General features: G+C 59.2%; 25 protein-coding genes. 10 read left to right on the top strand and 15 right to left on the bottom strand.

Going from position 1 to position 22,903, the window contains the following annotated elements:
- Window positions 1–10: 10 nt before the first annotated feature.
- The 6 genes from frr to AC1D2R_RS03155 form a co-directional block, all read right to left on the bottom strand.
- Window positions 11–571 (bottom strand): ribosome recycling factor, encoded by a 561-nt coding sequence (frr, locus tag AC1D2R_RS03180; protein ID WP_477964700.1) that lies wholly within the window; start codon window positions 569–571, stop codon window positions 11–13.
- 52 nt (window positions 572–623) lie between these two features.
- Entirely contained in the window at window positions 624–1,346 is a 723-nt protein-coding gene (pyrH, locus tag AC1D2R_RS03175) for a UMP kinase (RefSeq protein WP_477964698.1), read from the bottom strand.
- A gap of 93 nt (window positions 1,347–1,439) precedes the next feature.
- On the bottom strand, window positions 1,440–2,366 hold the full coding sequence (tsf, locus tag AC1D2R_RS03170; RefSeq protein ID WP_477964696.1) for a translation elongation factor Ts: 927 nt from the start codon (window positions 2,364–2,366) through the stop codon (window positions 1,440–1,442).
- Between the two features lie 242 nt (window positions 2,367–2,608).
- Window positions 2,609–3,373 carry a 30S ribosomal protein S2 gene (rpsB, locus tag AC1D2R_RS03165; RefSeq protein ID WP_115108939.1) on the bottom strand — a complete coding sequence of 255 codons (765 nt, stop codon included), beginning with the start codon at window positions 3,371–3,373 and terminating at the stop codon, window positions 2,609–2,611.
- Between the two features lie 220 nt (window positions 3,374–3,593).
- On the bottom strand, window positions 3,594–4,247 hold the full coding sequence (locus tag AC1D2R_RS03160) for a pentapeptide repeat-containing protein (protein WP_477965377.1): 654 nt from the start codon (window positions 4,245–4,247) through the stop codon (window positions 3,594–3,596).
- A gap of 175 nt (window positions 4,248–4,422) precedes the next feature.
- Complete coding sequence (locus AC1D2R_RS03155) at window positions 4,423–5,259, bottom strand: cell envelope integrity EipB family protein (protein WP_477964693.1); 837 nt, start codon at window positions 5,257–5,259, stop codon at window positions 4,423–4,425.
- Between the two features lie 136 nt (window positions 5,260–5,395).
- Between AC1D2R_RS03155 and AC1D2R_RS03150 the strand changes: the two genes are divergently transcribed.
- The 4 genes from AC1D2R_RS03150 to AC1D2R_RS03135 all read left to right on the top strand — a co-directional run bounded on the left by AC1D2R_RS03150 (window position 5,396) and on the right by AC1D2R_RS03135 (window position 8,330).
- Window positions 5,396–5,866, top strand: a complete 471-nt coding sequence (locus AC1D2R_RS03150) for a RidA family protein (RefSeq protein WP_477964691.1) — start codon at window positions 5,396–5,398, stop codon at window positions 5,864–5,866.
- The gene (locus AC1D2R_RS03145; RefSeq protein WP_477964689.1) at window positions 5,863–6,582 is read left to right on the top strand and encodes a glycerophosphodiester phosphodiesterase; all 720 of its coding nucleotides are present in this window, start codon (window positions 5,863–5,865) and stop codon (window positions 6,580–6,582) included. Before AC1D2R_RS03150 ends, AC1D2R_RS03145 begins: the two co-directional genes overlap by 4 nt.
- 78 nt (window positions 6,583–6,660) lie before the next feature.
- On the top strand, window positions 6,661–7,851 hold the full coding sequence (locus AC1D2R_RS03140; RefSeq protein ID WP_477964687.1) for a GNAT family N-acetyltransferase: 1,191 nt from the start codon (window positions 6,661–6,663) through the stop codon (window positions 7,849–7,851).
- Between the two features lie 53 nt (window positions 7,852–7,904).
- On the top strand, window positions 7,905–8,330 hold the full coding sequence (locus AC1D2R_RS03135) for an HIT family protein (protein ID WP_477964685.1): 426 nt from the start codon (window positions 7,905–7,907) through the stop codon (window positions 8,328–8,330).
- On the opposite strand, the gene AC1D2R_RS03130 is transcribed toward AC1D2R_RS03135, so the two are convergent.
- The 8 genes from AC1D2R_RS03130 to AC1D2R_RS03095 all read right to left on the bottom strand — a co-directional run bounded on the left by AC1D2R_RS03130 (window position 8,331) and on the right by AC1D2R_RS03095 (window position 15,876).
- Window positions 8,331–9,263, bottom strand: a complete 933-nt coding sequence (locus AC1D2R_RS03130) for a phosphatase PAP2 family protein (RefSeq protein ID WP_477964683.1) — start codon at window positions 9,261–9,263, stop codon at window positions 8,331–8,333.
- A gap of 107 nt (window positions 9,264–9,370) precedes the next feature.
- Window positions 9,371–11,881, bottom strand: a complete 2,511-nt coding sequence (gene clpA / locus AC1D2R_RS03125) for an ATP-dependent Clp protease ATP-binding subunit ClpA (protein WP_477964681.1) — start codon at window positions 11,879–11,881, stop codon at window positions 9,371–9,373.
- 10 nt (window positions 11,882–11,891) lie between these two features.
- Window positions 11,892–12,245, bottom strand: a complete 354-nt coding sequence (gene clpS, locus AC1D2R_RS03120; protein ID WP_037061466.1) for an ATP-dependent Clp protease adapter ClpS — start codon at window positions 12,243–12,245, stop codon at window positions 11,892–11,894.
- 264 nt (window positions 12,246–12,509) lie between these two features.
- Window positions 12,510–12,878: a phasin family protein gene (locus AC1D2R_RS03115; protein WP_477964679.1), complete on the bottom strand. Its 369-nt coding sequence runs from the start codon at window positions 12,876–12,878 to the stop codon at window positions 12,510–12,512.
- Between the two features lie 217 nt (window positions 12,879–13,095).
- Window positions 13,096–13,518 (bottom strand): DUF3597 domain-containing protein, encoded by a 423-nt coding sequence (locus AC1D2R_RS03110; protein ID WP_477964677.1) that lies wholly within the window; start codon window positions 13,516–13,518, stop codon window positions 13,096–13,098.
- A gap of 247 nt (window positions 13,519–13,765) precedes the next feature.
- Complete coding sequence (locus AC1D2R_RS03105; RefSeq protein WP_477964675.1) at window positions 13,766–13,972, bottom strand: DUF3126 family protein; 207 nt, start codon at window positions 13,970–13,972, stop codon at window positions 13,766–13,768.
- Window positions 13,973–14,135: 163 nt separating this feature from the next.
- The gene (gene cysE, locus AC1D2R_RS03100; RefSeq protein WP_477964673.1) at window positions 14,136–14,969 is read right to left on the bottom strand and encodes a serine O-acetyltransferase; all 834 of its coding nucleotides are present in this window, start codon (window positions 14,967–14,969) and stop codon (window positions 14,136–14,138) included.
- Between the two features lie 121 nt (window positions 14,970–15,090).
- Complete coding sequence (locus AC1D2R_RS03095) at window positions 15,091–15,876, bottom strand: alpha/beta fold hydrolase (protein ID WP_477964671.1); 786 nt, start codon at window positions 15,874–15,876, stop codon at window positions 15,091–15,093.
- Window positions 15,877–16,036: 160 nt separating this feature from the next.
- On the opposite strand from AC1D2R_RS03095, the gene AC1D2R_RS03090 reads away from it, so the two are divergent.
- On the top strand, window positions 16,037–16,282 hold the full coding sequence (locus AC1D2R_RS03090) for a zinc-finger domain-containing protein (protein WP_037061456.1): 246 nt from the start codon (window positions 16,037–16,039) through the stop codon (window positions 16,280–16,282).
- Between the two features lie 30 nt (window positions 16,283–16,312).
- Complete coding sequence (locus AC1D2R_RS03085) at window positions 16,313–17,464, top strand: FAD-dependent monooxygenase (protein WP_477964669.1); 1,152 nt, start codon at window positions 16,313–16,315, stop codon at window positions 17,462–17,464.
- Here AC1D2R_RS03085 and AC1D2R_RS03080 read toward each other — a convergent pair whose 3' ends face one another.
- Window positions 17,465–18,655 carry a cystathionine beta-lyase gene (locus tag AC1D2R_RS03080; protein WP_477964667.1) on the bottom strand — a complete coding sequence of 397 codons (1,191 nt, stop codon included), beginning with the start codon at window positions 18,653–18,655 and terminating at the stop codon, window positions 17,465–17,467.
- A gap of 369 nt (window positions 18,656–19,024) precedes the next feature.
- On the opposite strand from AC1D2R_RS03080, the gene AC1D2R_RS03075 reads away from it, so the two are divergent.
- The 4 genes from AC1D2R_RS03075 to AC1D2R_RS03060 form a co-directional block, all read left to right on the top strand.
- On the top strand, window positions 19,025–20,047 hold the full coding sequence (locus tag AC1D2R_RS03075; RefSeq protein ID WP_477964665.1) for an amino acid ABC transporter substrate-binding protein: 1,023 nt from the start codon (window positions 19,025–19,027) through the stop codon (window positions 20,045–20,047).
- 91 nt (window positions 20,048–20,138) lie between these two features.
- Window positions 20,139–21,341: an amino acid ABC transporter permease gene (locus AC1D2R_RS03070; protein ID WP_477964663.1), complete on the top strand. Its 1,203-nt coding sequence runs from the start codon at window positions 20,139–20,141 to the stop codon at window positions 21,339–21,341.
- Window positions 21,342–22,496, top strand: a complete 1,155-nt coding sequence (locus tag AC1D2R_RS03065; protein WP_477964661.1) for an amino acid ABC transporter permease — start codon at window positions 21,342–21,344, stop codon at window positions 22,494–22,496.
- A gap of 30 nt (window positions 22,497–22,526) precedes the next feature.
- On the top strand, window positions 22,527–22,903 hold a 377-nt coding region (locus tag AC1D2R_RS03060), incomplete at its 3' end, for an ATP-binding cassette domain-containing protein (RefSeq protein WP_477964659.1).

Raw genomic sequence — 22,903 nt, 5'->3', positions numbered from 1 at the left:
GCACAGCGCCTTAGACCTGCATGATTTCCTTTTCCTTGTCGCCAAGCAAGCGGTCGATCTCAGAAATCGTCTCGTCCGTCATCTTCTGCACACGATCCGACTGCGCCCGGCTTACATCCTGGCCAATGGCACCGTCCTTTTCGGCTTTCTTAAGGCCGTCCATGCCGTCTCGGCGCACGTGGCGAATCGCGACCTTGCTCTTCTCGGCATAGTCGTGCGCAACCTTGACGAGAGACTTGCGACGTTCTTCGTTCAATTCCGGCAGTGGAATGCGCAGGTTCTGCCCATCGATGATGGGGTTGAGGCCCAGACTCGATTCGCGAATCGCACGCTCAGTCGCAGAAACCATCGACTTGTCCCACACCGAAACCGACAGCATGCGCGGTTCCGGGACCGTGATATTGGCGACCTGGTTCAGCGGTACGCGCGATCCATAAGCCTCGACCGTCACAGGATCGAGAATATTGGCCGAAGCGCGGCCGGTGCGCAGCGATGCAATATCGCTTTTGAACGAGGAAATGGCGCCATCCATGCGCCGCTTGAGTTCCTTGATGTCGATGCCTTCACTCATGTCAGAGCTCCCGTCTCGGTAGAAGCTGCGGCCAACTGCTGCCGCACTCAAATCAATTATCGGAGACGATGGTCTTGAGGCCATCGCCTTTGAGGATTTCAGCAAAACCGCCCTTCTCGTGGATCGAGAAGACGATGATCGGAATGGAATTCTCTCGCGCGAGCGCGACAGCTGCAACGTCCATGACGGCAAGCCCCTTGTCGAGAACTTCCTTGTGTGTCAGTCGATCGAAGCGCGTGGCATCCGGTTCCTTCTTCGGATCGGCAGAATAGATACCATCGACCTGCGTTCCCTTGAAGATCGCTTCGGCGCCCATTTCCGCGGCGCGCAATGCTGCGGCAGAGTCCGTCGTGAAGAACGGGTTGCCCGTGCCACCGGCGAAGATGACGACCCGACCAAGCGACAGGTGATAAAGCGTGGCGCGCTGCGAAAAGCTCTCGCAGATCTCGGGCATCGCGATAGCGGACAGAACAACGGTATCGATGTTGAGCTTGCGCAGCGACGTTGCCAGCGCGAGTGCGTTGATGATGGTGGCGAGCATTCCCATGTGGTCGCCCGTCACGCGATCGCCGCCTTTTGAGGCAACGGCCACGCCGCGGAAAATGTTGCCGCCGCCAACGACGACACCGACTTCCACACCCATCTGTCGCGCCTCGGCGATATCAGCCGCGATGCGATCGGCAACAGCTACATCGATTCCAAATCCCTGGCTGCCCATGAGGGCTTCGCCGGAAGCCTTGAGTAGAACGCGCTTGTAGACAGGTTCTGACGACATCTTGGCTCCTCGTTTTTGACCGTTGACTGCCGGATACACGAAGGGCATCGCGTTGTCACGCGATGCCCTTCGGTTTTCACATGTATACGGCCATCAGCCCTTGGCAGCAGCAGCGACTTCGGCAGCGAAGTCCGTCTCTTCCTTTTCGACGCCTTCGCCGAGCAGGAGGCGGGCCATGCCGGTGATTTCGATCGGCGCGCCGGCTTCCTTTTCAGCTTCCTTGATCGCCGCGCCGACGGTCAGATCGGGGTTGATCACGAAAGCCTGCGAGAGAAGGGCAACTTCTTCAAAGAATTTGCGCATGCGGCCGTCCACCATCTTTTCGATAATGGCTTCCGGCTTGCCGGATTCGCGGGCCTGCTCGATGAAAACGTTGCGTTCGCGCTCGGCGACGGCAGCATCGACTTCGTCGGCGCGAATGGCGAGCGGATTGGTCGCAGCGATGTGCATGGCGACCTGGCGGCCGATCGACGTCAGAACCGCCTTGTCGCCAATCGACTTCAGCGCAACCAGAACGCCGAGCTTACCGATACCGTCGCCTGCGGCGTTGTGGATGTAGGTTGCAACAACGCCGTGCTCGACTTCCAGCTTGGATGAGCGACGCAGGGTCATGTTCTCGCCGATGGTCGCGATCGCGTCCTTGATGGTATCGGCGACCGGCTTGCCGGATGCCGGATAGGTCGCAGCCGAAATGGCCTCAACCTTGCCGTCGGTCGCCAGAGCAACGTTGGCAATGCCGCGAACGAGATCCTGAAAAGCATCGTTGCGCGCAACGAAGTCGGTTTCCGAGTTGAGTTCGACGACAACTGCCTTGTGGCCGGCGCCGGCAATGCCGATCAGGCCTTCAGCGGCCGTACGGCCCGACTTTTTGTCGGCCTTGGAGATGCCCTTGGCGCGCAGCCAGTCGATCGCCGCTTCGATATCGCCGTTGTTTTCGGTCAGCGCCTTCTTGCAGTCCATCATACCTGCGCCGGACTTTTCGCGCAGTTCTTTCACCAATGCAGCCGTAATCTCGGTCATAAGCTTCCTCTTGTCGGTTCAAACGGTGGCCCGCAATACGCGGCGCGGCACCGGATTGAGGCACGAATTGTACCTGTATGTATGACGGCGTGATGAAAGACGCGTCATAACGAAACTCGTATGGCGACGGGCGCAACGCCCCCGCCTGAAACGGTCAAGGCCGCCGAACTTCCAAGAGTCGCGAGCGGCCTTTCCCAATCTCTGGAAAGCATGACGGGCATTCAGCCCGCCTGCTTCTTTTATCAGGCGCCGGTTTCGTCGAGCGCCGGCTCAGCCGGGGCTTCGATCGATGCGCCGAGGTCGCGGCCCGACGAGCTCTGCTGACGAGCGATGCCGTCGATGGCAGCGCGCGAGATCAGGTCGCAGTAAAGAGCGATTGCACGCGATGCGTCGTCGTTGCCCGGGATCGGATAGTCGATCAGGTCCGGATCGCAGTTCGAGTCGATGATCGCGACGACGGGGATGCCGAGGCGCTTGGCTTCGTCGATCGCGATCTTTTCCTTGTTGGTGTCGATGATGAACATCAGGTCCGGCGTACCGCCCATGTCCTTGATACCGCCGAGGGCCTTGTCGAGCTTTTCGCGCTCGCGCTCAAGGTTCAGACGTTCCTTCTTGGTGAAGCCCTGGGCATCGCCATTGAGGATCTCGTCGAGCTTGCGCAGACGCTGGATCGAGTTGGAGATCGTCTTCCAGTTGGTCATCATGCCGCCGAGCCAGCGCGAGTTGACGTAGTACTGGGCAGAGCGCTTTGCAGAGTCTGCAATGAGCTCCGAAGCCTGGCGCTTGGTGCCTACGAACAGAACGCGGCCGCCACGGGCAACGGTGTCGCTGACAACCTGCAGCGCGCGCGACAGCAACGGAACCGTCTGCGCTAGGTCGATGATGTGGATATTGTTACGATCGCCGAAAATGTACGGCTTCATCTTCGGGTTCCAGCGGTGCGTCTGGTGGCCGAAGTGGACGCCTGCTTCTAGGAGCTGGCGCATAGAAAAATCGGGCAATGCCATGCCTTGTTATCCTTTTCCGGTTGAACCTCCGCAAGGCGAACAGCATCCTCTTCGAAGATGCCACCGGGCGGAATAATCCGGATTTCTCCCGGACAACCCCATGCCTTACGTGTGGAATGCGGGTGGCCTTAACCTTCCTCCGAGGGAAAAGCAAGGCTTTTGGCGAAAATAACGCAACTCCTCACCGCGGAGAGATCAAAAGAGCCGAGTACGGCGCTCCTCAATCGGAATCGCAGGGCCAACTCTGCGGTATCGTCAGCCCAGACGGCAGCTTGGTATTCGAATCGCCGCATGCAAGCTCGATCTGCGCCTGCTCCAGGCCAGTTGCATTGGAAAGATCCAGACCGCCTATGTGCGTCAGAAACAGGAAGGCGCGGTCGAACGAAATGGGGCCTTCGAACGTCGCACCGCTGAGATCGGCGCGCGACAGGTTAGCGAGTGAAAAGCTTGCCCCTGTCAACACTGCCTTGCTGAAAGTTGCACGGCCGAGTTCAGCCTTTTCGAAATTGGCACCGGTCAGCCTCGCGCCATTGAAATTGGACCGCTGCAGCTCCGCGCCTGCGAAGGATGCACCTTGGGCGGAGACGTTCTCGAAGCCGGAACGATAGGCTTCGACCTTCGCAAAATTCGCCTTGTCCACCTGCGCACCTGTAAACCAGGCACGCACCAGCGTTGCCTTTTCGAGATTTGCCGAGGTGAGATTGGTTCCGCTCAGATTGGTCAAGGTGAAGTCGGCGTCGACAAGATTGGCATTCTGGAAGTCGCCTCCCTCCAGCATCAGGTTCTTCTTGTTGCAGCCGCCCCAGTCGATACCCGAGGACGGCGTCACGCCGCAATCCGCGGCAAAGGCAGAACTGCAGGATGCCGCGGCCATCGCCCCCACGGTCACACCCAACATGGCAATCAATGCCACAGTATAACTTGCACCCAAGATCCTCACTCCATCCCGCGGTCATCGATCAATCGCAAACCGACTCCTAGCATAGAGGACGTCTTGCTGGATACATCGGCAATCGTCTGATCGCTCGCCGATCGTACAATGCTAGCAATTACTTACAGGCGACAGGTTTGGCGTCGAGCAGCTCGAGCTTCGACAGCTTCCCCGAGAGGACAAAGTCGCCGTAGTCCATCGTCAGGTCGCGTGTGATGCCGTTCTCGTAGAGCTTGAACGACATGCGGTAGACGGGCAATGCGTCCGTCTTGGTGTTTTCGTTGAAGTAGGAAATGGTCACCGGCCAGAAAGCCGTTTTGGAGAAGGCGCCGGCATTGCTTGCATCCGTCTCGTCTTTGGAAGGCGTCACCTGCTTGCCGACGACCGTGGTCGTGGCAAGCGCCTTGTCGCCATCGTCGGAGCCGTCGAAGACGCGCGCCTCGAACAAGCGTTTGCCGGCCTTTGCGTTCTGGATCACGTCGAGCATGTGCTCAGTCGGGAAGCGGCTCGCCGCCAACTGAAGCTCCTTGCTTGCAGGCTGCTTCAAATCGACCTTCACGCCCTCAGCCAGATCCTGAGCCGCGCCGTTGACTTCCTTGTCGAGCTGTTCGTCGGTGAACGACTTCGTGTCGAACGTGAACTTCCGGTCCTTGAGGTTCTCGAAGGTTTTCGTCTGCTGATCGCTGAGACGCACCGCGTCGCCGGTATCGATCTGGGTCACGAAGCGGAAGTTGGTGGTGTAGCCGGTGCAATAGTCGCCGTCGAACTCGTAGACCATGCGCCCCGACATGCCTGATATGCCGGAGCGCTCGGATGCATCCTTCAGCTCTAGATCATAGACGGCGCGATGAGCGACCAGGCCCGTGGCAATTGCCGCGCTGGTTACCGGTGCCGCCGCGAAGGCGTTTGCCGAAACGCCTGCTAGTAAGAGTGCGGCAAGACTCGATCGGACCATTGATAATCTCCTGTTGGACTCGCCTGCGATGTTATAAGAACGCTTTCGGCCAAATCGAGGCTCGATCGTGTCACAAAATGGATTCAAGCCTTGATGCATAATTTTAGAACTATTGACAATAAAAGCGGAGAGGAAAATGTCCGATCAAATCGCTGCGCGGCTGAAAGAGATGGGGATATCCCTGCCAGAGGCTGCCGCACCCGCCGCAAACTATGTTCCCTACGTGATCAACGGCAACCTTCTCTACATTTCCGGACAGCTGCCGCTTGAAGGCGGCAAGATCGCCGTTTCCGGCCACCTCGGCAAAAATGTCGATGTGCCGACGGGCCAACGAGCAGCGGAGCTGTGCGCCATCAATATTCTCGCGCAGGCCAAGGCTGCGCTCGGCGGCGATCTCGGCCGCGTCAAGCGGGTCATCAAACTGAACGGCTTCGTCGCATCTACGCCCGACTTCGTCGAGCAGCACCTCGTGATCAACGGCGCGTCGAACCTGATCGCGGGAGTCCTCGGCGAGGCCGGAAAGCATGCCCGTGCCGCCGTCGGCATGGCGGCGTTACCGATGAACGCTGCAGTCGAAATCGATGCCGTCATGGAAGTTGCATCATGACATCTGCAGCATGGCTCAAGGAACTGCCCGTCGCTCATCGCGGTTATCATGACCTCAACAAAAAGGTATGGGAAAACACCCTCTCCGCATTCTCGCGTGCCGTCGAGGCCGGCTTCGCCATCGAGTGCGATCTGCACTATGCCTCTGATGGCGTGCCGGTGGTTTTCCATGACGAGGACCTGGAGCGCCTGTGCAATCTGAAGGGTGACGTTCGGGAGCGGACGTCCCAGGAACTGGGGCTGCTTTCGATCGGCGGCACGAGCGACAAGATTCCGACGCTGCGACAGCTTCTCGATCTCGTGCAGGGCAAGGTTCCGCTGGTGATCGAGCTCAAGGGCCGCGAAGCCGACGACGCAGGCTTCGTAGAAACTGTTCTGGAAGTGCTGGAGGGCTACGAAGGCAAGGTGGCGCTCATGAGCTTCGACCACTGGCTGCTGCGTGAGCTCAAGGCCATCGATGCCCCCTACCCGCTCGGTCTGACGGCGGGCGGCAACAAGCCCGAGGAATTCGACGTGAATGAACAGGCGATGCAGCTCGGCCTCGACTTCATCTCCTACTTCTTCGCCGATCTTCCCAACCCCTTCATCACGGCGCAGCGCGAGAAGGACATCGTCGTCATCACCTGGACTGTCCGGGACGAGAACGCGCGCAAGCACACTTTCGAGAATGCCGACCAGATGACCTTCGAGGGATTTGATCCGCGCGTTTCGGTTTGAGGCTCGCTTTTTGGACAAGATCATGCGCAGACTGGACCGGAGCCCCATTATCCTCCCCAACGGTCTCGCACTCGCTTCATGACAGACGAACTTTCAATCCGCATCGAGCGGTCTTTTAGCGATATTTCTCCGGAGAGCTGGTCGCGGCTTTCCGGGGCCACGAAAGCCGATAACGCGCTAGCGTACAATCCATTCGTCTCGCACGCCTTCCTGTCCTCACTCGAGGAATCGGGATCGGCCACCGCCGAGACGGGCTGGCTCGGGCATCACATGCTGCTTCAGGCTGCCGACGGCCGACTGGTCGGTGCCTTGCCCGGTTATCTGAAAAATCACAGCCAGGGCGAATATGTCTTCGATCACGGCTGGGCGGATGCCTTCGAACGCGCGGGCGGTCGCTACTATCCCAAGCTCCAGTGCTCGATACCGTTTACGCCCGCAACCGGCCCGCGCCTGCTCGTGGCAGCGGGTTTGGAGCGCCGACCTATTCAGGACGCAATGGCCGAAAGCCTCAAGGAGGTCGTTCGACGGCTGGGCGTCTCTTCAGCGCACATCACCTTTGTTCCGGAGGACGAGATTGACGTCTTCGAGACCGATGGCTATCTGCATCGAACCGATCAGCAGTTCCATTTCATCAACGAGGGCTATGACGATCACGAGGCGTTTCTCGAAACACTCGCTTCGCGCAAGCGCAAGGCGCTGCGCAAGGAACGCCGCACGGCGCTGGAAAACGGCATCACCATAGACTGGCTGACCGGCAGCGATCTGACGGAGCGCATCTGGGACCAGTTCTTCGCTTTTTACATGGATACCGGCAGCCGTAAATGGGGACGGCCGTATCTGACGCGCCGGTTCTATTCGCTGATCGCCGAGCGCATGCCCGACGACATCCTGCTGGTTATGGCGAAGCGCAACGGACGCTACGTCGCCGGTGCGATCAACTTTATCGGTGGCGATACGCTTTATGGCCGGCATTGGGGCTGCATCGAGGATCATCCATTCCTGCATTTCGAGGTCTGCTATCATCAGGCGATCGACTTCGCTCTCGCGAAAGGTCTCAAACGCGTCGAGGCCGGAGCGCAGGGTGAGCACAAGCTGGCGCGAGGTTACCTGCCGGTGACAACGCATTCCGCCCACTATGTCGCCCATGCGGGCCTTCGCCGGGCGATCGCGGACTATCTCGCGCGCGAGCGCGACGACGTCGAGCACATGAACGAAATTCTGGCAGAGCACAGCCCATTCCGCAAAGGCGACCGGCTTCAGGAGGATTGACGCCCTCGCCTTTGCCGCGCTACCCGAACAAGGCAGCAATGAGGAGAGTTCGCATGACCAGCGCCGCTTATGACAGCAACAATATTTTCGCAAAGATTCTCCGTGGCGAAATTCCCTCGCACCGCATCTACGAGGACGACAACACCGTCGCGTTCATGGACGTGATGCCACAGGCGTCTGGCCATGTTCTCGTTGTCCCCAAGGCACCATCGCGCAACCTTCTCGATGCCGATCCGGCGACGCTGGCACGGACCCTGCCGGTCGTCCAGAAGATCGCCAATGCGGTCAAGGAGGCCTTCGATGCCGACGGCGTCTTCGTCTGCCAGTTCAACGAGCCGGCGGCGGGCCAGACCGTCTTCCACCTGCACTTCCACGTCATCCCCCGCCACGAGGGCGTGGCGCTGCGTCCGCATTCAGGCACCATGGAGGACAACGCCGTTCTCGCCGCAAATGCCGAGAAGATCAAAGCCGAGCTTTGATCACGGATGTTGGGCGCCGCCTGTATCCTGGCGCGCGCTGTCTTGCGTCACCTCTTTAAGCACGCGCGCCGCGAGCGCATAGGCAATGGCGAACGTTGCTGCACCACCGATCAGATCCACCAGATGATGCCCTCCATGGACGAGGATGGCAGGGATCATCGCGGCGTTCAACACGAGCGTGGGCAGAAACAAGAACCGCACGCGCGCGAGGAAGCAGACCGACATGCACGCCATGACCATGTGAAACGATGGAAATGCAATCAGGCCCAGAACGTTTCTCGGCGTCAGGTAGATCGTCCCCTCCCGCAACAAGCGGGACAACTCGGCCCCGTAATGATTGTCCACGGCCAGCGGCATCGCGTCGAGGACTTCCTGCGGCAATTGATGGAAGGCAGATGGCCCGATTGATGGTGCGAAAAACCAAATGACGATCGCCAACAACGCACCGATAACACCTGTCATCAGAAAATGGTGCAGCGCCTGGAGCCTTCCCGTGAAGCCTAGGGCGAATATTGCGACGAGCAACTGCGACAGCGAACTCATGTAGACCACGTGCAATCCCAGACCGACGGTCGGGCGCCGGGCCGTCCATGCAACCAGATGCGGCCAGGAATAGCCGAACACTTGGTCCAGCTGCATCAACCTGTCGTCGATCGGGTTGAAATACACCGGCAACAGCAAATAGTTGAAGACGGATCCCAAGATCGTGAACAGAATGAAAAGACCGGCGGCGGTCGTTGTCGCCGCGATGCGGTCGTTGCGCCGAACTGTTCGATAAAGCTGACCTAGGCCTATTGCGAACAGGCCGCAGCCCACCATGGTCGCATATGCGACGTCGACACCAACACCTTTCCACCACAGCAGAGTAACATCGAGCAACGCCAAAGTGCCCAAGATAGCGATAACAAAACGTTCGGCGGGCAGAAACACCATGGATCGGCTCCTTGCTGAAGCCTGGCATAGTCGATTGCACTTAAATTTCGCCTAAGCGCGGTCCGATACGACAAAAAAAAGCGGCCCGAAAGCCGCTTTTCTTTACTTTACTTCTTCGGCACACGCGGGACCGCGCTGCCCTTCCTGGGCGGAATCTTGACCTGGGGCTCGGCGACTGCCGCCTTCGCTTTCTTCACAGCGGCCGCCGCCTTCTTCGGACGCGTCTTGGTCGTCAGCTCGCCGTCATCCTGGTCGTCCCCCTCGGGGTGGATGACCTCGGCTTCTGGCTTCGGCTTGATCGGTGCACTGTCCGATACCGATTCAAGGATGATGCCGGGCTTGCCATCTTCCTTCGGGCCGACAGTAACGCTGACGACGCCACCCTTCTTCAGCTTGCCAAAGAGAATTTCGTTGGCCAGAGGCTTCTTGATGACGTCCTGGATGACACGCGCCAGCGGGCGGGCACCCATCTTTTCGTCGTAGCCCTTATCAGCCAGCCAGGCGATCGCATCGTCGTGCAGGTCGAAGGTAACGTTCCGCTCGGAAAGCTGCGCCTCGAGCTGCATGATGAACTTCTGCACGACCTTGTGAATGACGACAGTCGGCAGCGGCGCGAACGGAATAATCGCGTCGAGACGGTTGCGGAACTCTGGCGTGAAGATGCGGTTCAGCGCCTCTTCGTCCTCGCCCGTCCGCTTGGACGAACCGAAGCCGAATGCCGCCTTGGCCATCTCAGACGCTCCCGCATTGGTCGTCATGATCAAGATGACGTTGCGGAAGTCGATCTTCTTGCCGTTGTGGTCGGTCAGTGTGCCGTGATCCATGACCTGCAACAGGATATTGTAGATGTCGGGATGTGCCTTCTCGATTTCGTCGAGCAGCACCACGCAATGCGGATGCTGGTCGACGCCATCGGTCAGGAGACCGCCCTGATCGAAGCCGACATAGCCGGGAGGCGCACCCAGCAGACGTGAAACCGTGTGGCGCTCCATGTACTCCGACATGTCGAAGCGCAGAAGCTCGACGCCAAGCGACGACGCCAGCTGCTTGGCCACCTCGGTCTTGCCGACGCCCGTAGGGCCTGAGAAGACGTAGGAGCCGATCGGCTTGTTCGGCTCGCGAAGGCCGGCACGCGCCAGCTTGATCGAGGTCGACAGGGCTTCGATCGCCGTATCCTGACCGTAGACGACCGAACGCAGTTCCTGCTCGAGATTGGCGAGAACGGCTTCGTCGTCCTTCGACACGGTCTTCGGCGGAATGCGGGCCATCGTGGCAATCGTGGCCTCAATCTCCCTTTCGGTGATCAGCTTGCGACGCTTGGACGGGGGCAGCAGCATCTGGGCCGCCCCGGTCTCGTCGATCACATCGATTGCCTTATCGGGCAGCTTGCGGTCGGAGATGTAGCGTGCCGACAGCTCGACGGCTGTCTTGATCGCCTCGTTCGAGTAGCGCAGATGGTGATACTCTTCGAAATAGGGCTTCAGGCCCTTCATGATTTCGATCGCATCATCGATCGACGGTTCGGCGACGTCTATCTTCTGGAAGCGGCGAACCAGAGCCCGGTCCTTCTCGAAGAACTGACGGTATTCCTTGTAGGTGGTCGACCCGATGCAACGGATCGCGCCTGAAGACAGAGCCGGCTTCAAGAGGTTCGAGGCATCCATCGCTCCGCCCGAGGTGGCGCCGGCGCCGATGACCGTGTGAATCTCGTCAATGAACAGAACCGCACCCGGATACTCCTCGAGTTCCTTGACGACCTGCTTCAAACGCTCTTCGAAATCGCCACGGTAACGTGTGCCGGCAAGCAGCGTGCCCATGTCGAGCGAAAAGATGGTGGCGTCAGCCAGTGCTTCCGGCACCTTGCCTTCGACGATGCGCTTGGCCAGGCCTTCGGCGATCGCCGTCTTGCCGACGCCGGGATCTCCGACATAAAGAGGGTTGTTCTTCGAACGGCGGCACAAGATCTGGATCGTGCGGTTAACCTCGGCATGACGCCCGATCAACGGATCGATCTTGCCGACCTTGGCCTTCTCGTTGAGGTTCACGCAGTAGGCCTTAAGGGCGTCCTGCTGCTTCTTGGCGCCGCCTTCTTCCTGTTCGCCGCTGCCGCGCGATACCGGCTTGCTCTCCGACTCGCCATCATCGGCACCACGCGGCGTCCGAGTTTCAGACGATCCGGCGCGCTTGCCTATCCCATGGGAGATGTAGTTGACCGCATCGTAACGGGTCATTTCCTGCTCCTGCAGGAAATAAGCAGCATGGCTTTCGCGCTCGGCAAAGATGGCGACGAGCACGTTTGCTCCCGTCACTTCTTCGCGACCGGACGACTGAACATGAATGACCGCACGCTGAATGACGCGCTGGAAGCCGGATGTCGGCTTGGAGTCCTCGTCATAACCCGTGACCAGATTGGAGAGTTCGTTATCGACATATTCAATAAGCGTTTTGCGCAACGCGTCGAGATTGACATTGCAGGCGCCCATGACCGCGGCCGCATCGGCATCGTCGATCAGGGCGAGCAGCAGATGCTCGAGCGTTGCATATTCGTGATGCCGCTCGTTGGCAAAGGTCAGTGCCTGATGGAGCGCCTTCTCAAGACTAGGCGAAAATGTTGGCACGTTCAGATCCTCACTTCTTTTCCATGACGCATTGCAGCGGATGCTGGTGCTGTCGGGCGAAGTCCATCACCTGGCTCACCTTGGTCTCCGCTACCTCGTATGTAAATATTCCGCATTCGCCGACGCCATGATTATGGACATGAAGCATGATACGGGTGGCACTTTCACGGTCCTTCTGAAAAAAACGCTCCAGGATATGGATGACGAACTCCATCGGCGTGTAGTCGTCATTCAGAATCAGCACACGGTACAGATTGGGTTTCTTCGTCTTAGGCTTTGTGCGCGTGATGACCGAGGTGCCGCGATTTCCGTTGTCCCCGTTCCTTTCGCTGTCATTTTGCATCCGGATCGGCTGTACGATCATATTCATTCATTCCCCGATCAATCCGGCGGTGCATGGGAGGCCTGCTTTACCCGCCGAATATCTGAATTACTAACTTAGTTCATTGTAGAGCGATTTTAAGCCCCTCGCTCCACACTGCAATCACAATTCAACCGGACATGACGCAAAGACACAAAAACTAGCGACGCGGACGTGAAGCATCTCGTGAAAAACGAAAAGACCGGCTGCAGATGCGTAGCCGGCCTTCGTTTTTCAAGAGGTATGCAGCTTATGCACCGCCCGCTCCTATGCCGCGGCGGGCGTCACCACCGCAGGCTTGGCAGCTTTCGCAACGGCCGCAGCCGCCGGCGCCTCGTAGGTCCTGTAGGCACTCTTGGCGAGATCCGCATACATTTCGCTCAACTTCGTCGCTTCAGCGACAAAACTCTCGTATGCAGACTTCACATAGCCGGTCTGCAGTTCGAGGACAGCTTCGAAACTGCGCGCGCCGGACAACGTCTCAAAATGCGTGACTGCATCCTGGAAAGATTTCTTGGAATACTCGGTCGCCTCCGTGGCGATTGCCTGAAATCCCTTTGTCGTCTCAGAATAGCTCTTCAATATCGTTTCGATGGCTTCCTTGCTCTTTCCAGTGGCGTCATCAAAGTTCAGCATGAAAATCCTCCTTGTGCTCGGAAGCCCAAAAGGTAGCCGCACCGCACCCAAAGATCAAGCGATCTTGTGCATCGCAAAACAATCACCGCTTGCATTCGGAACATCTCAAATTCCAATGGCTGCAGGCGACTCGCCTCGATAATTGATTTCACTAAAATATATCAGAGAGCCGCAACCGGAGATTTTGCAAAGAATCCGGTTTGCGGCACCCAAACGGCTAATCGAGGAGATCGGCCGGCACCTTGCCGCCGTTTTCCGAAAGCCGCTTCATCAGCGCCTTGTGCAGAAACATGTTCATCGTCGCGGTATCGTGGGTGTCTCCGGTGTAGCCGAGCTCGGCGGCCAGTTCCTTGCGCTCCGCAAGGCTCGCATCCATTCCCACGGCTTTCATGAGGTCAACAATCGAGCGGCGCCAATCGAGCTTCTGCCCGCTTTTCTTCACCGCCGCATCGAGCACCGGGACAATATCGACCACAGCCACTGAAGGCGCGGGCGCTGCACTCGGCGCCGGCGACGGCGCGGCAGAAGGTGAAACAGGTGCCTGTGCCGGCTCTATCTTCGGCGCTGCGGCCTGCGTAACCGGGACAGCCTGTGCCTCGCCCCCGAAAATGGCATGCTTGATCTTGTCGAAAATACCCATTCTCAACATCCCCTTGCTGGCAATTGAGCACATGCTCACCACTCAAGATGGAGCGGTTCGCCAGTTGGTCCAGAGACGAATTCCCTTTTCGATAAGCCTTTGAACGGAGGTCAGCGTGATGTTTCAGCTATTTCGGGGAGGTCGGATATTTCGATGACGCCGACGCTACCGGGCCGGCTGTCGACAAGCCGCATGTACTGCGGCTTGTATCTTCGTCCGCGCATGAGCCACGGCCCAGCGCCTGATGTCATGTCAGGTCGACGTCAAGGATCGCCATCGAGAAATTGTAGGAGCGATCACCGTCCTCGTCATCGATATAGACGACACCCAGAAACTCTTCGTCGAGGTACACCTCAGCGGAATCGTTCTTGCGCGGACGGGCCTTAACGACGATCTGCGGGTTGAACGTGCGCTTGAAATACGCGTCGAGTTTCTTGATTTCTTCGGGCTTCACACTGCATCTCCTGAGCGATCTCGATTGGCCGCTTTTTGCACGGGAAAGACGGCGCTGTAAAGGCGCGGGGATCGATGATCATCGCTATCCCCGCCGTTCTCCGCGCAGGCTCCTAGCTGCAAGCGACATACAATACCTTAGATATAGGGGGTCGCTTGAAGCCTTAGATGTCGGCGCCGATTACTTGATCCATGATCCGCGACGGTTCCGAACACCCTGCCGCTCCGACCACCTTGGCAGGCACGCCCGCGACCGTGGTCTTCGGTGGTACCGCCTTGAGAACGACCGACCCGGCGGCGATGCGGGAGCAATAGCCGATCTCGATGTTGCCGAGGATCTTGGCACCGGCACCGATCAGTACGCCACTGCCGATCTTCGGATGCCGGTCTGCACCTTCCTTGCCGGTACCGCCCAGTGTCACGCCATGGAGGATCGAAACGTTGTCGCCGATTACCGCCGTCTCGCCGACGACGAGGCCGGTCGCGTGATCGAGGAAGATGCCGCGGCCGATCCGCGCGGCCGGATTGATGTCCGTCTGAAATACGCTCGAAGAGCGGCTCTGCAGATAGAGGGCAAGGTCGCGGCGTCCGCGGTTGAGGAGCCAGTGTGCCAGGCGATGCGTTTGCAGCGCATGGAACCCCTTGAAATAGAGTACGGCTTCCATGAAGCGCAGGCATGCGGGATCGCGATCATAGATCGCCTGTATGTCGACGCGCAGGATCGCGCCCCATTCAGGCCAGTCTTCCAGCATCTGGTCGAAGGTCTGGCGAAGCAGGATAGCCTGCATGTCGGGATGGTCGAGACGCTCGCAGATGCGGTAGATCACGCATTCTTCCAGCGAGCGATAGTTGAGCACGGTCGAATAGAGAAACGCAGCCAACACCGGATCGTTTTCGGCGGCGACGCGCGCTTCCTCGCGCAGGCTGTCCCAGATCGGATCCATCACCTTGAGCGAGCTTGCCGTCTCAAGAGGACGAATGTCTGTCTTTGCGACCATGGAAGGCCTCCTCGTATGCCGTCTGAATGGCTCTATATACGGCAAAATACCGCTGACATAAATGGCTTATGCGAGAATGGTTTCCCGGATGTTTCGGCCGCCACAACCGATGATCGCGATGTCACCCCCTGGCGACTTCGTCGTAAAACTCGAGCACGGTTTTCTTGAACACCCTGTCACCTACAGCCAGCATATGGTCGCGTCCGGGGATGTCGAGCGGCTGGGCATTCGGCATCAGCGCGGCAAGCTCCTCAGCGGATCCCGCAATATCGTCCTTGGTTCCCACGCCGATCAGTGTCGGTGCATCGATCTTTCCCATGTCGGTTCTCGCCACGAGGTCGCGCGAACCGCGAATGCAGGCAGCAAGCGCCCGGCGGTCGCTCTTCGTCTGTTCGGCGAAGGCACGGAACATGCGACCGCGCTCATGGCTTACATCATCCAGAGAGGGGGCGAGCAGCGCATCGGCAATTGGATCCCAGTCGCCGACGCCATCGGTCATGCCGATGCCGAGCCCTCCGAGCACCAGCGAGCGCACTCGATCGGGGCGAGCGAGCGCGGCGAACACCGAAATGCGTGCGCCCATGGAGTAACCCATGACGTTCGATTCCGGGATAGCGAGATGATCGAGGAGCGCAATCGAGTCGCCAGCCATGTGCCACGGCCGGTAGGCCTCGGCGTCATGCGGCTTGTCGCTGGCGCCGTGGCCCCTATTGTCCATGGCGATCACCCTGTAACCGGCATCGCCGAGCGTCTTCAGCCACCCGGGATGCACCCAGTTCACACTTGAGGTCGACGCGAAGCCGTGAATCAGCAGCACCGGGGCGCCGCTTGGATCGCCTTCATCGAAATAGGCGAGTCTTAGCCCATCATGCGTGAAGCTGGAAAAGGCAGGCGTATTCAAATTCATCGAGGCAGTCCTGTTTTTCGACGGGACCATATTTTATCGACCGGCGAACGGGAACCCCTGCCCCGCCCAAAAACTGTCCGGAGTGCGTCGCTTTGGCTCTACACATTTGCGGCGAAGGATTATAAGGTCCGCGCACAATTCAAAGCATTCGGAGATCACTATGGCCGGTCACAACATTCCCCACTTCCAGAACGACGGCGGACACCGCGTTGTCGAAGTCGGCGTGAAGGAATTCATGTGCACCGGCGCTTCTGCTCCTTTCGATCACCCGCATATCTTCATCGATATGGGCGACGACAACGAGAAGGTCTGTTCCTACTGCTCGACGTTGTACCGCTTCAACAGCTCGCTCAAGGCAAACCAGACCAACCCTGCCGGCTGCGTCTTCCACGTCAAGGCGGCGTAAAGCCGCCGCGCCCTGGAGATCGGACCCGCGATGCCGGTCGAACATGCCGCCATCATTGGCGCTGGCGTCGCGGGCCTGACGGCGGCGCTCGCCCTGGCAAAGCACGGTAGAAGCTCTGAGATTTTCGAACAGGCACCAGTGTTGACGGAGGTTGGCGCAGGCCTTCAGCTCTCGCCCAACGCGACAAGAATTCTCGACAAGCTCGGCATTGTCGAGAGCTTGACCAAAGTGTGGCTCGAGCCGCAGTCAATTCGACTGATATCAGGCACATCGCTCCGCGAGCTCGCGGCGGTTCCCTCGGGCCAGTTTGCGCGCACGCGCTGGAACGCCCCCTATGGCGTGCTGCATCGCGCGACCCTGCAGGCAGCCTTGCTCGATGCAGTTCAGAAGAACCCGCACTGCACGCTCCATCTCGGCGCAGGCATCGCAAACGGCGAATTGCCCGGCGCGATCCGCAAGGCGGATGTTTTGATCGGCGCAGACGGCGTCTGGTCGAAGGCGCGCGGGCTGATCGCCGGCAGCCCCTCCTCGCGCTTTTCCGGTTGTGTTGCCTACCGTTTCACGATTGCTGCGGCGAGTGCGCCTGCATTCCTCGATCGCAACAGCGTATCTGCCTTTCTAGGGCCGTCGGCCCACCTTATCTGTTACCCCCTCAGGGAAACCGAAAGCTTCAACATGGTGGCGATCACCGCCGGGCAGGACGAGACGCCTGCTTGGCTGGGGCAACTGACAGAGGCCCAGCGGCAGCGGCTGATGTCGCAGTTCTCACGCTGGAGCGGCGCGCTTGTTTCGCTTTTCGCTGCGGCCAACGACATGACCTTCTGGCCGCTCTACGAAGCGACGGCCGGTAACTGGCAGAACGGTCGAGATACCGTGCTAATCGGCGATGCGGCGCACGCGATGATGCCATTTGCAGCGCAGGGGGCCGCAATGGCGATCGAGGACGCCTATGAACTGGCCGCATTTCTCGCCACGCGCCCCGCAGCCGAGGCCCTGCCACTCTTCGAGGCGCATCGCATGCCGCGCATAAACCGGCTGCGACAGCGCGGCGCCTTCAACAGGTTTGCCTATCACGCCCGCGGCCCGATCCGCATCGGACGTGATATCGTGCTGTCGCTGAAACCGCCGCAAAGTCTCGCGGCGGATCTCGATTGGATCTATGGCTACCGTGCCGTCGACTGATCAAACCATTTTTGCGGCGGCAAAGCCCCGCTCGATATCGGCCTTGATATCGTCGATATCCTCCAGACCGATCTGCAGGCGGATAACAGGTCCTTCGGTCGGCGCCTTGGCGACACGGCGATCATTTAGGCCCACGTGAACCGCAAGGCTCTCGAAGCCTCCCCAGGACCAACCGAGACCGAATATTTGCAAGGCGTCGAGGAAGGCATGCGCCTTGGGCTTGAAACCGCTGGCCGTGTCAGCCTTCAGCACGAAGGAAAAGATCCCGCTCGCGCCCTTGAAGTCGCGTTTCCAGAGATCATGTCCCGGGAAGCTCGGCAGAGCGGGGTGCAGAACTGCGGCGACGTCTTCCCTGCCCTCAAGCCACTTGGCGATGGTCAGAGCACTCTCGTAGTGGCGTTCGAGACGCACGCCCATGGTCCGCAGACCACGCAGGATCTGGTAGGCGTCGTCGGGCGCGCCACAGATCCCGAGCGTGATATTCGCCTCATGGAGCTGCTCCCAATGCTTGGCGTTGGCCGAGACCGTTCCCATGAGAATGTCGGAATGACCGGATGGATATTTCGTGGCCGCGTGGATCGAGATATCGACACCGAAGCCGAGCGGCCTGAAATAGATCGGCGTCGCCCACGTATTGTCCATCGTCACCACCGCGCCGTGCTTGTGCGCGATCGCGGCGATTGCCGGGATGTCCTGCATTTCAAAGGTGTTGGAGCCCGGAGCTTCGGTATGAACGAGCTTCGTGTTCGATTTGATCAGGGCTTCGATGCCCGCGCCGGCCATCGGGCAGTAGTAGTCGACCTCCACGCCAAGACGCTTCAGCATCGTATCGCAGAAATGGCGCGTCGGACCGTAGACCGAATCGACGACGAGCGCATGGTCGCCCGCCGACAGAAACGCGAGGAACGGAACGGTGACGGCCGCGAGGCCGGACGGCACCAGGATGGTACCGGCCGATCCTTCAAGCGCATCGATCGCTTCGCAGAGCGCGTCGGTGGTCGGCGTACCGCGCGTTCCGTAGGTGTATTTCTGCGCGCGCGTTTCCATCGCCTTGGCCGTCGGAAAAAGCACCGTCGAGGCGTGCACGACCGGCGGGTTGACGAAGCCATGATAATCGGCGGGATTGTTGCCGAGGTGGGAAAGGCGGGTATTGATGCCTGCGTTCTGAAGCAGGCCGACTCTGTCGCTCATGTCGGAAGTAGCCTTTGGGGGTGGGATGCAATTGCCAAACTCTTGGACCTGCCCGACGGTGCGGTCAACCCCGGCGCGAACGGCGGGGTACGTCGCGGCAAGATGAATCCACTAGATATATCAGTGCGTTTTAGCGGATTTTTTCGCCAAATGCTGCCTATTGGATAGTCATCTGCTTGTTTTGCGCGTCCCGCTAAGCGAATTGCCGAATTATCACGCAATATTGCGGCGCGACACTTGACCATAGTGACATTTGCGACTGTGATAGAACCGCTCGCGCCGGGAGGGTGTCGGGTCGCTTGGGAGGTTTGTGCGCTTCAGCCGACGCTCCCACAAGAAAAGATAAGACAAAGGAAAAGGTTGGGAAAAATGAAGATTAAGCTTCTGTCGGCCGCAATCGGCGCAGCTTTCGCACTTGGCGCTTCGGCAGCTTCGGCCACCACTCTGGAAGACGTAAAGGCAAAGGGGTTCGTCCAATGCGGCGTCAACACCGGCCTCACCGGCTTCGCCGCGCCTGACGCCTCCGGCAACTGGGCCGGTTTCGACGTCGATTTCTGCAAGGCCGTGGCATCCGCCGTCTTCGGTGATCCGACCAAGGTCAAGTATACGCCGACCAACGCCAAGGAGCGCTTCACGGCTCTGCAGTCGGGCGAAATCGACGTTCTGTCGCGCAACACGACGTGGACCATCAACCGCGACACCGCACTCGGCTTCAACTTCCGCCCGATCACGTACTACGACGGTCAGGGCTTCATGGTTCGAAAGAGCCTGAACGTGAAGTCGGCTCTCGAACTCTCCGGCGCCGCAATCTGCGTACAGGCCGGCACGACGACCGAGCTCAACCTCGCCGACTACTTCAAGACCAACAATCTGCAGTACAATCCGGTGGTTTTCGAAAACCTTCCTGAAGTCAACGCTGCTTACGACGCCGGCCGCTGCGACGTCTACACGACCGACCAGTCCGGTCTCTATTCGCTGCGCCTAACGCTCAAGAATCCTGACGAGCACGTCATCCTTCCGGAAATCATCTCCAAGGAGCCGCTTGGCCCGGCAGTCCGCCAGGGTGATGACCAGTGGTTCGACATCATTTCGTGGACGTTCTACGCCCTGATCAATGCCGAGGAATTCGGCATCACACAGGCCAATGTCGACGAGCTGAAGAATTCTCCGAACCCCGACATCAAGCGATTCCTCGGCACTGAAACCGACACCAAGATCGGCACCGACCTCGGCCTCACCAACGAATGGGCCTACAACATCATCAAGGGCGTCGGCAATTACGGCGAAATCTTCGAGCGTAACATCGGCCAAGGCAGCCCGCTCAAGATAGCACGCGGCCTGAACGCCCTGTGGAACAAGGGCGGCATCCAGTACGCCCCACCGGTTCGCTGATCGAACCAACGAAAGCCCGGAAAGGCGAGCCATCGCCTTTCCTCTTCCAAAAAAGAAGCCCGAAAACGGGCACCTAGGGGAATGGCACGGCATGACGCAAGAGGCAGTGGAATCGACACATTTGCCCGGGACCGGCTGGAATTTAAGGTCGGCCATGTACGACCCGAAGTATCGGAGTATCTTCTTTCAGGCCTTGACGCTGGCGATACTGGTCGGCCTGGTTTGGTGGATTGCGCATAACACCGCGGCAAATCTTGCGCGCAGCAATACCGCATCGGGTTTCGGATTTCTTCGCGGCCGTGCCGGCTTCGAAATCGGCCAGTCGCTGATTTCCTATTCCAGCGACGCTACCTATGGTCGCGCCTTGCTGGTCGGGATACTAAATACCATGCTCGTGGCCGTCACCGGCATCATCACGGCGACGATCATTGGCTTCATCATCGGCATCGGGCGTCTGTCGCACAACTGGCTGATCGCCAAGTTGTGCACGGTCTATGTCGAAGTGTTCCGCAACATCCCGCCGCTGCTGGTCATCTTCTTCTGGTATCTCGGGGTTCTCTCCGTTTTGCCGCAGCCTCGCGAATCCGTGGCATTGCCGCTCGGCATGTTCCTGAACAACAGAGGTCTCGCATTTCCGAAGGCCATCTTCGGGACCGGCATGATCGCCGTCGGCATCGCTTTGCTGCTCGCCGTCGTCGCCGTGTTCTTCATAGCGCGGTGGGCTCACCGACGCCAGGCCGCCACCGGCCAGCCGTTCCACACGGTCTGGGCGTCGATCGGTCTGATCATCGGATTGCCGCTGGTGGTCTTTCTCCTGTCCGGCCTTCCGCTCTCGTTCGACATGCCGATCGCCGGAAAGTTCAACCTGACGGGCGGTTCGGTCATCGGTCCGGAGTTCATGTCGCTCTTCCTTGCCCTGTCCTTCTACACCGCCTCGTTCATCGCCGAGATCGTTCGTGGCGGCATTCGCGGCGTGCCGAAGGGGCAGTCCGAGGCAGCCGGCGCGCTTGGGCTCCATGCGTCGAGCGTCACGCGACTTGTTGTCGTGCCGCAGGCCCTGCGCATCATCATTCCGCCGCTGACCAGCCAGTATCTGAACCTGACAAAAAACTCGTCTCTCGCTATCGCGATCGGCTTTTCGGATCTCGTGGCCGTCGGTGGGACAATTCTCAACCAGAGCGGCCAGGCGATCGAGATTGTCTGTATCTGGGGTATCGTCTACCTCGGCCTGAGCATCCTGACTTCGCTGTTCATGAATTGGTTCAATGCCAAAATGGCGCTGGTGGAGAGATAGATGTCCGTATCCAATCATTCCTTCGTCAGATCGGCCATGATTGCCCCCGAGCCGGCTCCGTCGAGCCAAAAAGGGGCAAACGCATGGATCCGCAAGAACCTGCTCGCGACACCCAAGGACGTGGTGCTGACTATCCTCGCGGTTGGCCTGCTTGCATGGTGCGTGCCGCACCTGATCAACTGGCTGTTCGTCCAGGCCGTCTGGACCGGACCAGATCGCACATTCTGCGCAACGACCGTCCAGGGCGGCGTGCAACCGGAAGGCTGGAGCGGAGCGTGCTGGGCGTTCGTCAGTGCCAAATACGACCAGTTCATCTTCGGGCGCTATCCGCTTGCCGATCGCTGGCGACCGACCATCGTCGGCATCCTTTTCGTTCTCCTTCTTGTGCCGATGCTGATCCCCTCGGTGCCGCGCAAGGGACTGAACGCCATTCTGCTCTTCATCGTGTTTCCGATCGTCGCCTTCTGGCTGCTCCACGGTGGACTGGGTCTCGAAGTCGTGGATACACCGCTCTGGGGCGGATTGATGGTGACGCTGATCCTGTCCTTCGTTGGCATCGCCGTGTCGCTTCCCTGCGGGATCTTGCTCGCGCTTGGGCGGCGATCGCAGATGCCCGTGATCCGGATGCTGAGCGTGACCTTCATCGAGGTCATCCGCGGCGTTCCGCTGATCACCGTGCTGTTCATGGCAAGCGTCATGCTGCCGCTCTTCCTGCCGACCGGCTGGACAGTGGACAAGCTGCTGCGCGCATTGATCGGCGTGTCGATCTTTACGTCGGCCTACATGGCCGAAGTCATCCGCGGCGGCCTGCAGGCCATCCCGAAGGGACAATCCGAAGGTGCGGATTCGCTTGGTCTCGGCTATTGGCAGAAGACACGGCTGATTATCCTGCCGCAGGCCATCAAGCTGGTCATCCCGAGCATCGTCAACACCTTCATCGGCACCTTCAAGGATACCTCGCTGGTCACCATCATCGGCATGTTCGACCTGCTCGGCATCGTGAAGCTGAACTTCTCCGACGCCAACTGGGCGACAGCCGTCACTCCGATGACGGGCCTAATCTTCGCAGGCTTCGTTTTCTGGCTGTTCTGCTTCGGAATGTCGCGCTATTCAGGTTTCATGGAACGCCATCTCGATACGGGTTATAGACGATAGGCCGCAAGCAACAAGAATGAGGGAACACGCATGGCTGAGATCAAACCAAAGAAATTGACCGTTTCCGCGACCGATGTGGCCGTCGACATCGTCAACATGAACAAGTGGTACGGCGATTTCCACGTGTTGCGCGACATCAATCTCAAGGTCATGAATGGCGAGCGCATCGTCATCGCAGGGCCGTCGGGCTCCGGCAAGTCAACGATGATCCGCTGCATCAACCGTCTTGAAGAACACCAGAAGGGCCAGATCGTCGTCGACGGCGTGGAGCTCACCAACGACCTCAAGAAAATCGACGAGGTGCGCCGCGAGGTCGGCATGGTGTTCCAGCACTTCAACCTCTTCCCGCATCTGACAATCCTGGAAAACTGCACGCTGGCGCCGATCTGGGTGCGCAAGATGCCGAA

The sequence above is a fragment of the Rhizobium sp. P1_C7 genome (genome assembly GCF_056406295.1).
Note: the sequence above shows the minus strand (reverse complement) of the source record. Positions and strands in the feature narration are given on the sequence as shown.

What these genes read in the sequence shown, in the direction of transcription:
- frr (WP_477964700.1), bottom strand. Translation starts at nt 571, where the DNA reads ATGAGTGAAGGCATCGACATCAAGGAACTCAAGCGGCGCATGGATGGC.
- pyrH (WP_477964698.1), bottom strand. Translation starts at nt 1,346, where the DNA reads ATGTCGTCAGAACCTGTCTACAAGCGCGTTCTACTCAAGGCTTCCGGC.
- tsf (WP_477964696.1), bottom strand. Translation starts at nt 2,366, where the DNA reads ATGACCGAGATTACGGCTGCATTGGTGAAAGAACTGCGCGAAAAGTCC.
- rpsB (WP_115108939.1), bottom strand. Translation starts at nt 3,373, where the DNA reads ATGGCATTGCCCGATTTTTCTATGCGCCAGCTCCTAGAAGCAGGCGTC.
- AC1D2R_RS03160 (WP_477965377.1), bottom strand. Translation starts at nt 4,247, where the DNA reads ATGGCCGCGGCATCCTGCAGTTCTGCCTTTGCCGCGGATTGCGGCGTG.
- AC1D2R_RS03155 (WP_477964693.1), bottom strand. Translation starts at nt 5,259, where the DNA reads ATGGTCCGATCGAGTCTTGCCGCACTCTTACTAGCAGGCGTTTCGGCA.
- AC1D2R_RS03150 (WP_477964691.1), top strand. Translation starts at nt 5,396, where the DNA reads ATGTCCGATCAAATCGCTGCGCGGCTGAAAGAGATGGGGATATCCCTG.
- AC1D2R_RS03145 (WP_477964689.1), top strand. Translation starts at nt 5,863, where the DNA reads ATGACATCTGCAGCATGGCTCAAGGAACTGCCCGTCGCTCATCGCGGT.
- AC1D2R_RS03140 (WP_477964687.1), top strand. Translation starts at nt 6,661, where the DNA reads ATGACAGACGAACTTTCAATCCGCATCGAGCGGTCTTTTAGCGATATT.
- AC1D2R_RS03135 (WP_477964685.1), top strand. Translation starts at nt 7,905, where the DNA reads ATGACCAGCGCCGCTTATGACAGCAACAATATTTTCGCAAAGATTCTC.
- AC1D2R_RS03130 (WP_477964683.1), bottom strand. Translation starts at nt 9,263, where the DNA reads ATGGTGTTTCTGCCCGCCGAACGTTTTGTTATCGCTATCTTGGGCACT.
- clpS (WP_037061466.1), bottom strand. Translation starts at nt 12,245, where the DNA reads ATGATCGTACAGCCGATCCGGATGCAAAATGACAGCGAAAGGAACGGG.
- AC1D2R_RS03115 (WP_477964679.1), bottom strand. Translation starts at nt 12,878, where the DNA reads ATGCTGAACTTTGATGACGCCACTGGAAAGAGCAAGGAAGCCATCGAA.
- AC1D2R_RS03110 (WP_477964677.1), bottom strand. Translation starts at nt 13,518, where the DNA reads ATGGGTATTTTCGACAAGATCAAGCATGCCATTTTCGGGGGCGAGGCA.
- cysE (WP_477964673.1), bottom strand. Translation starts at nt 14,969, where the DNA reads ATGGTCGCAAAGACAGACATTCGTCCTCTTGAGACGGCAAGCTCGCTC.
- AC1D2R_RS03095 (WP_477964671.1), bottom strand. Translation starts at nt 15,876, where the DNA reads ATGAATTTGAATACGCCTGCCTTTTCCAGCTTCACGCATGATGGGCTA.
- AC1D2R_RS03090 (WP_037061456.1), top strand. Translation starts at nt 16,037, where the DNA reads ATGGCCGGTCACAACATTCCCCACTTCCAGAACGACGGCGGACACCGC.
- AC1D2R_RS03085 (WP_477964669.1), top strand. Translation starts at nt 16,313, where the DNA reads ATGCCGGTCGAACATGCCGCCATCATTGGCGCTGGCGTCGCGGGCCTG.
- AC1D2R_RS03080 (WP_477964667.1), bottom strand. Translation starts at nt 18,655, where the DNA reads ATGAGCGACAGAGTCGGCCTGCTTCAGAACGCAGGCATCAATACCCGC.
- AC1D2R_RS03075 (WP_477964665.1), top strand. Translation starts at nt 19,025, where the DNA reads ATGAAGATTAAGCTTCTGTCGGCCGCAATCGGCGCAGCTTTCGCACTT.
- AC1D2R_RS03070 (WP_477964663.1), top strand. Translation starts at nt 20,139, where the DNA reads ATGACGCAAGAGGCAGTGGAATCGACACATTTGCCCGGGACCGGCTGG.
- AC1D2R_RS03065 (WP_477964661.1), top strand. Translation starts at nt 21,342, where the DNA reads ATGTCCGTATCCAATCATTCCTTCGTCAGATCGGCCATGATTGCCCCC.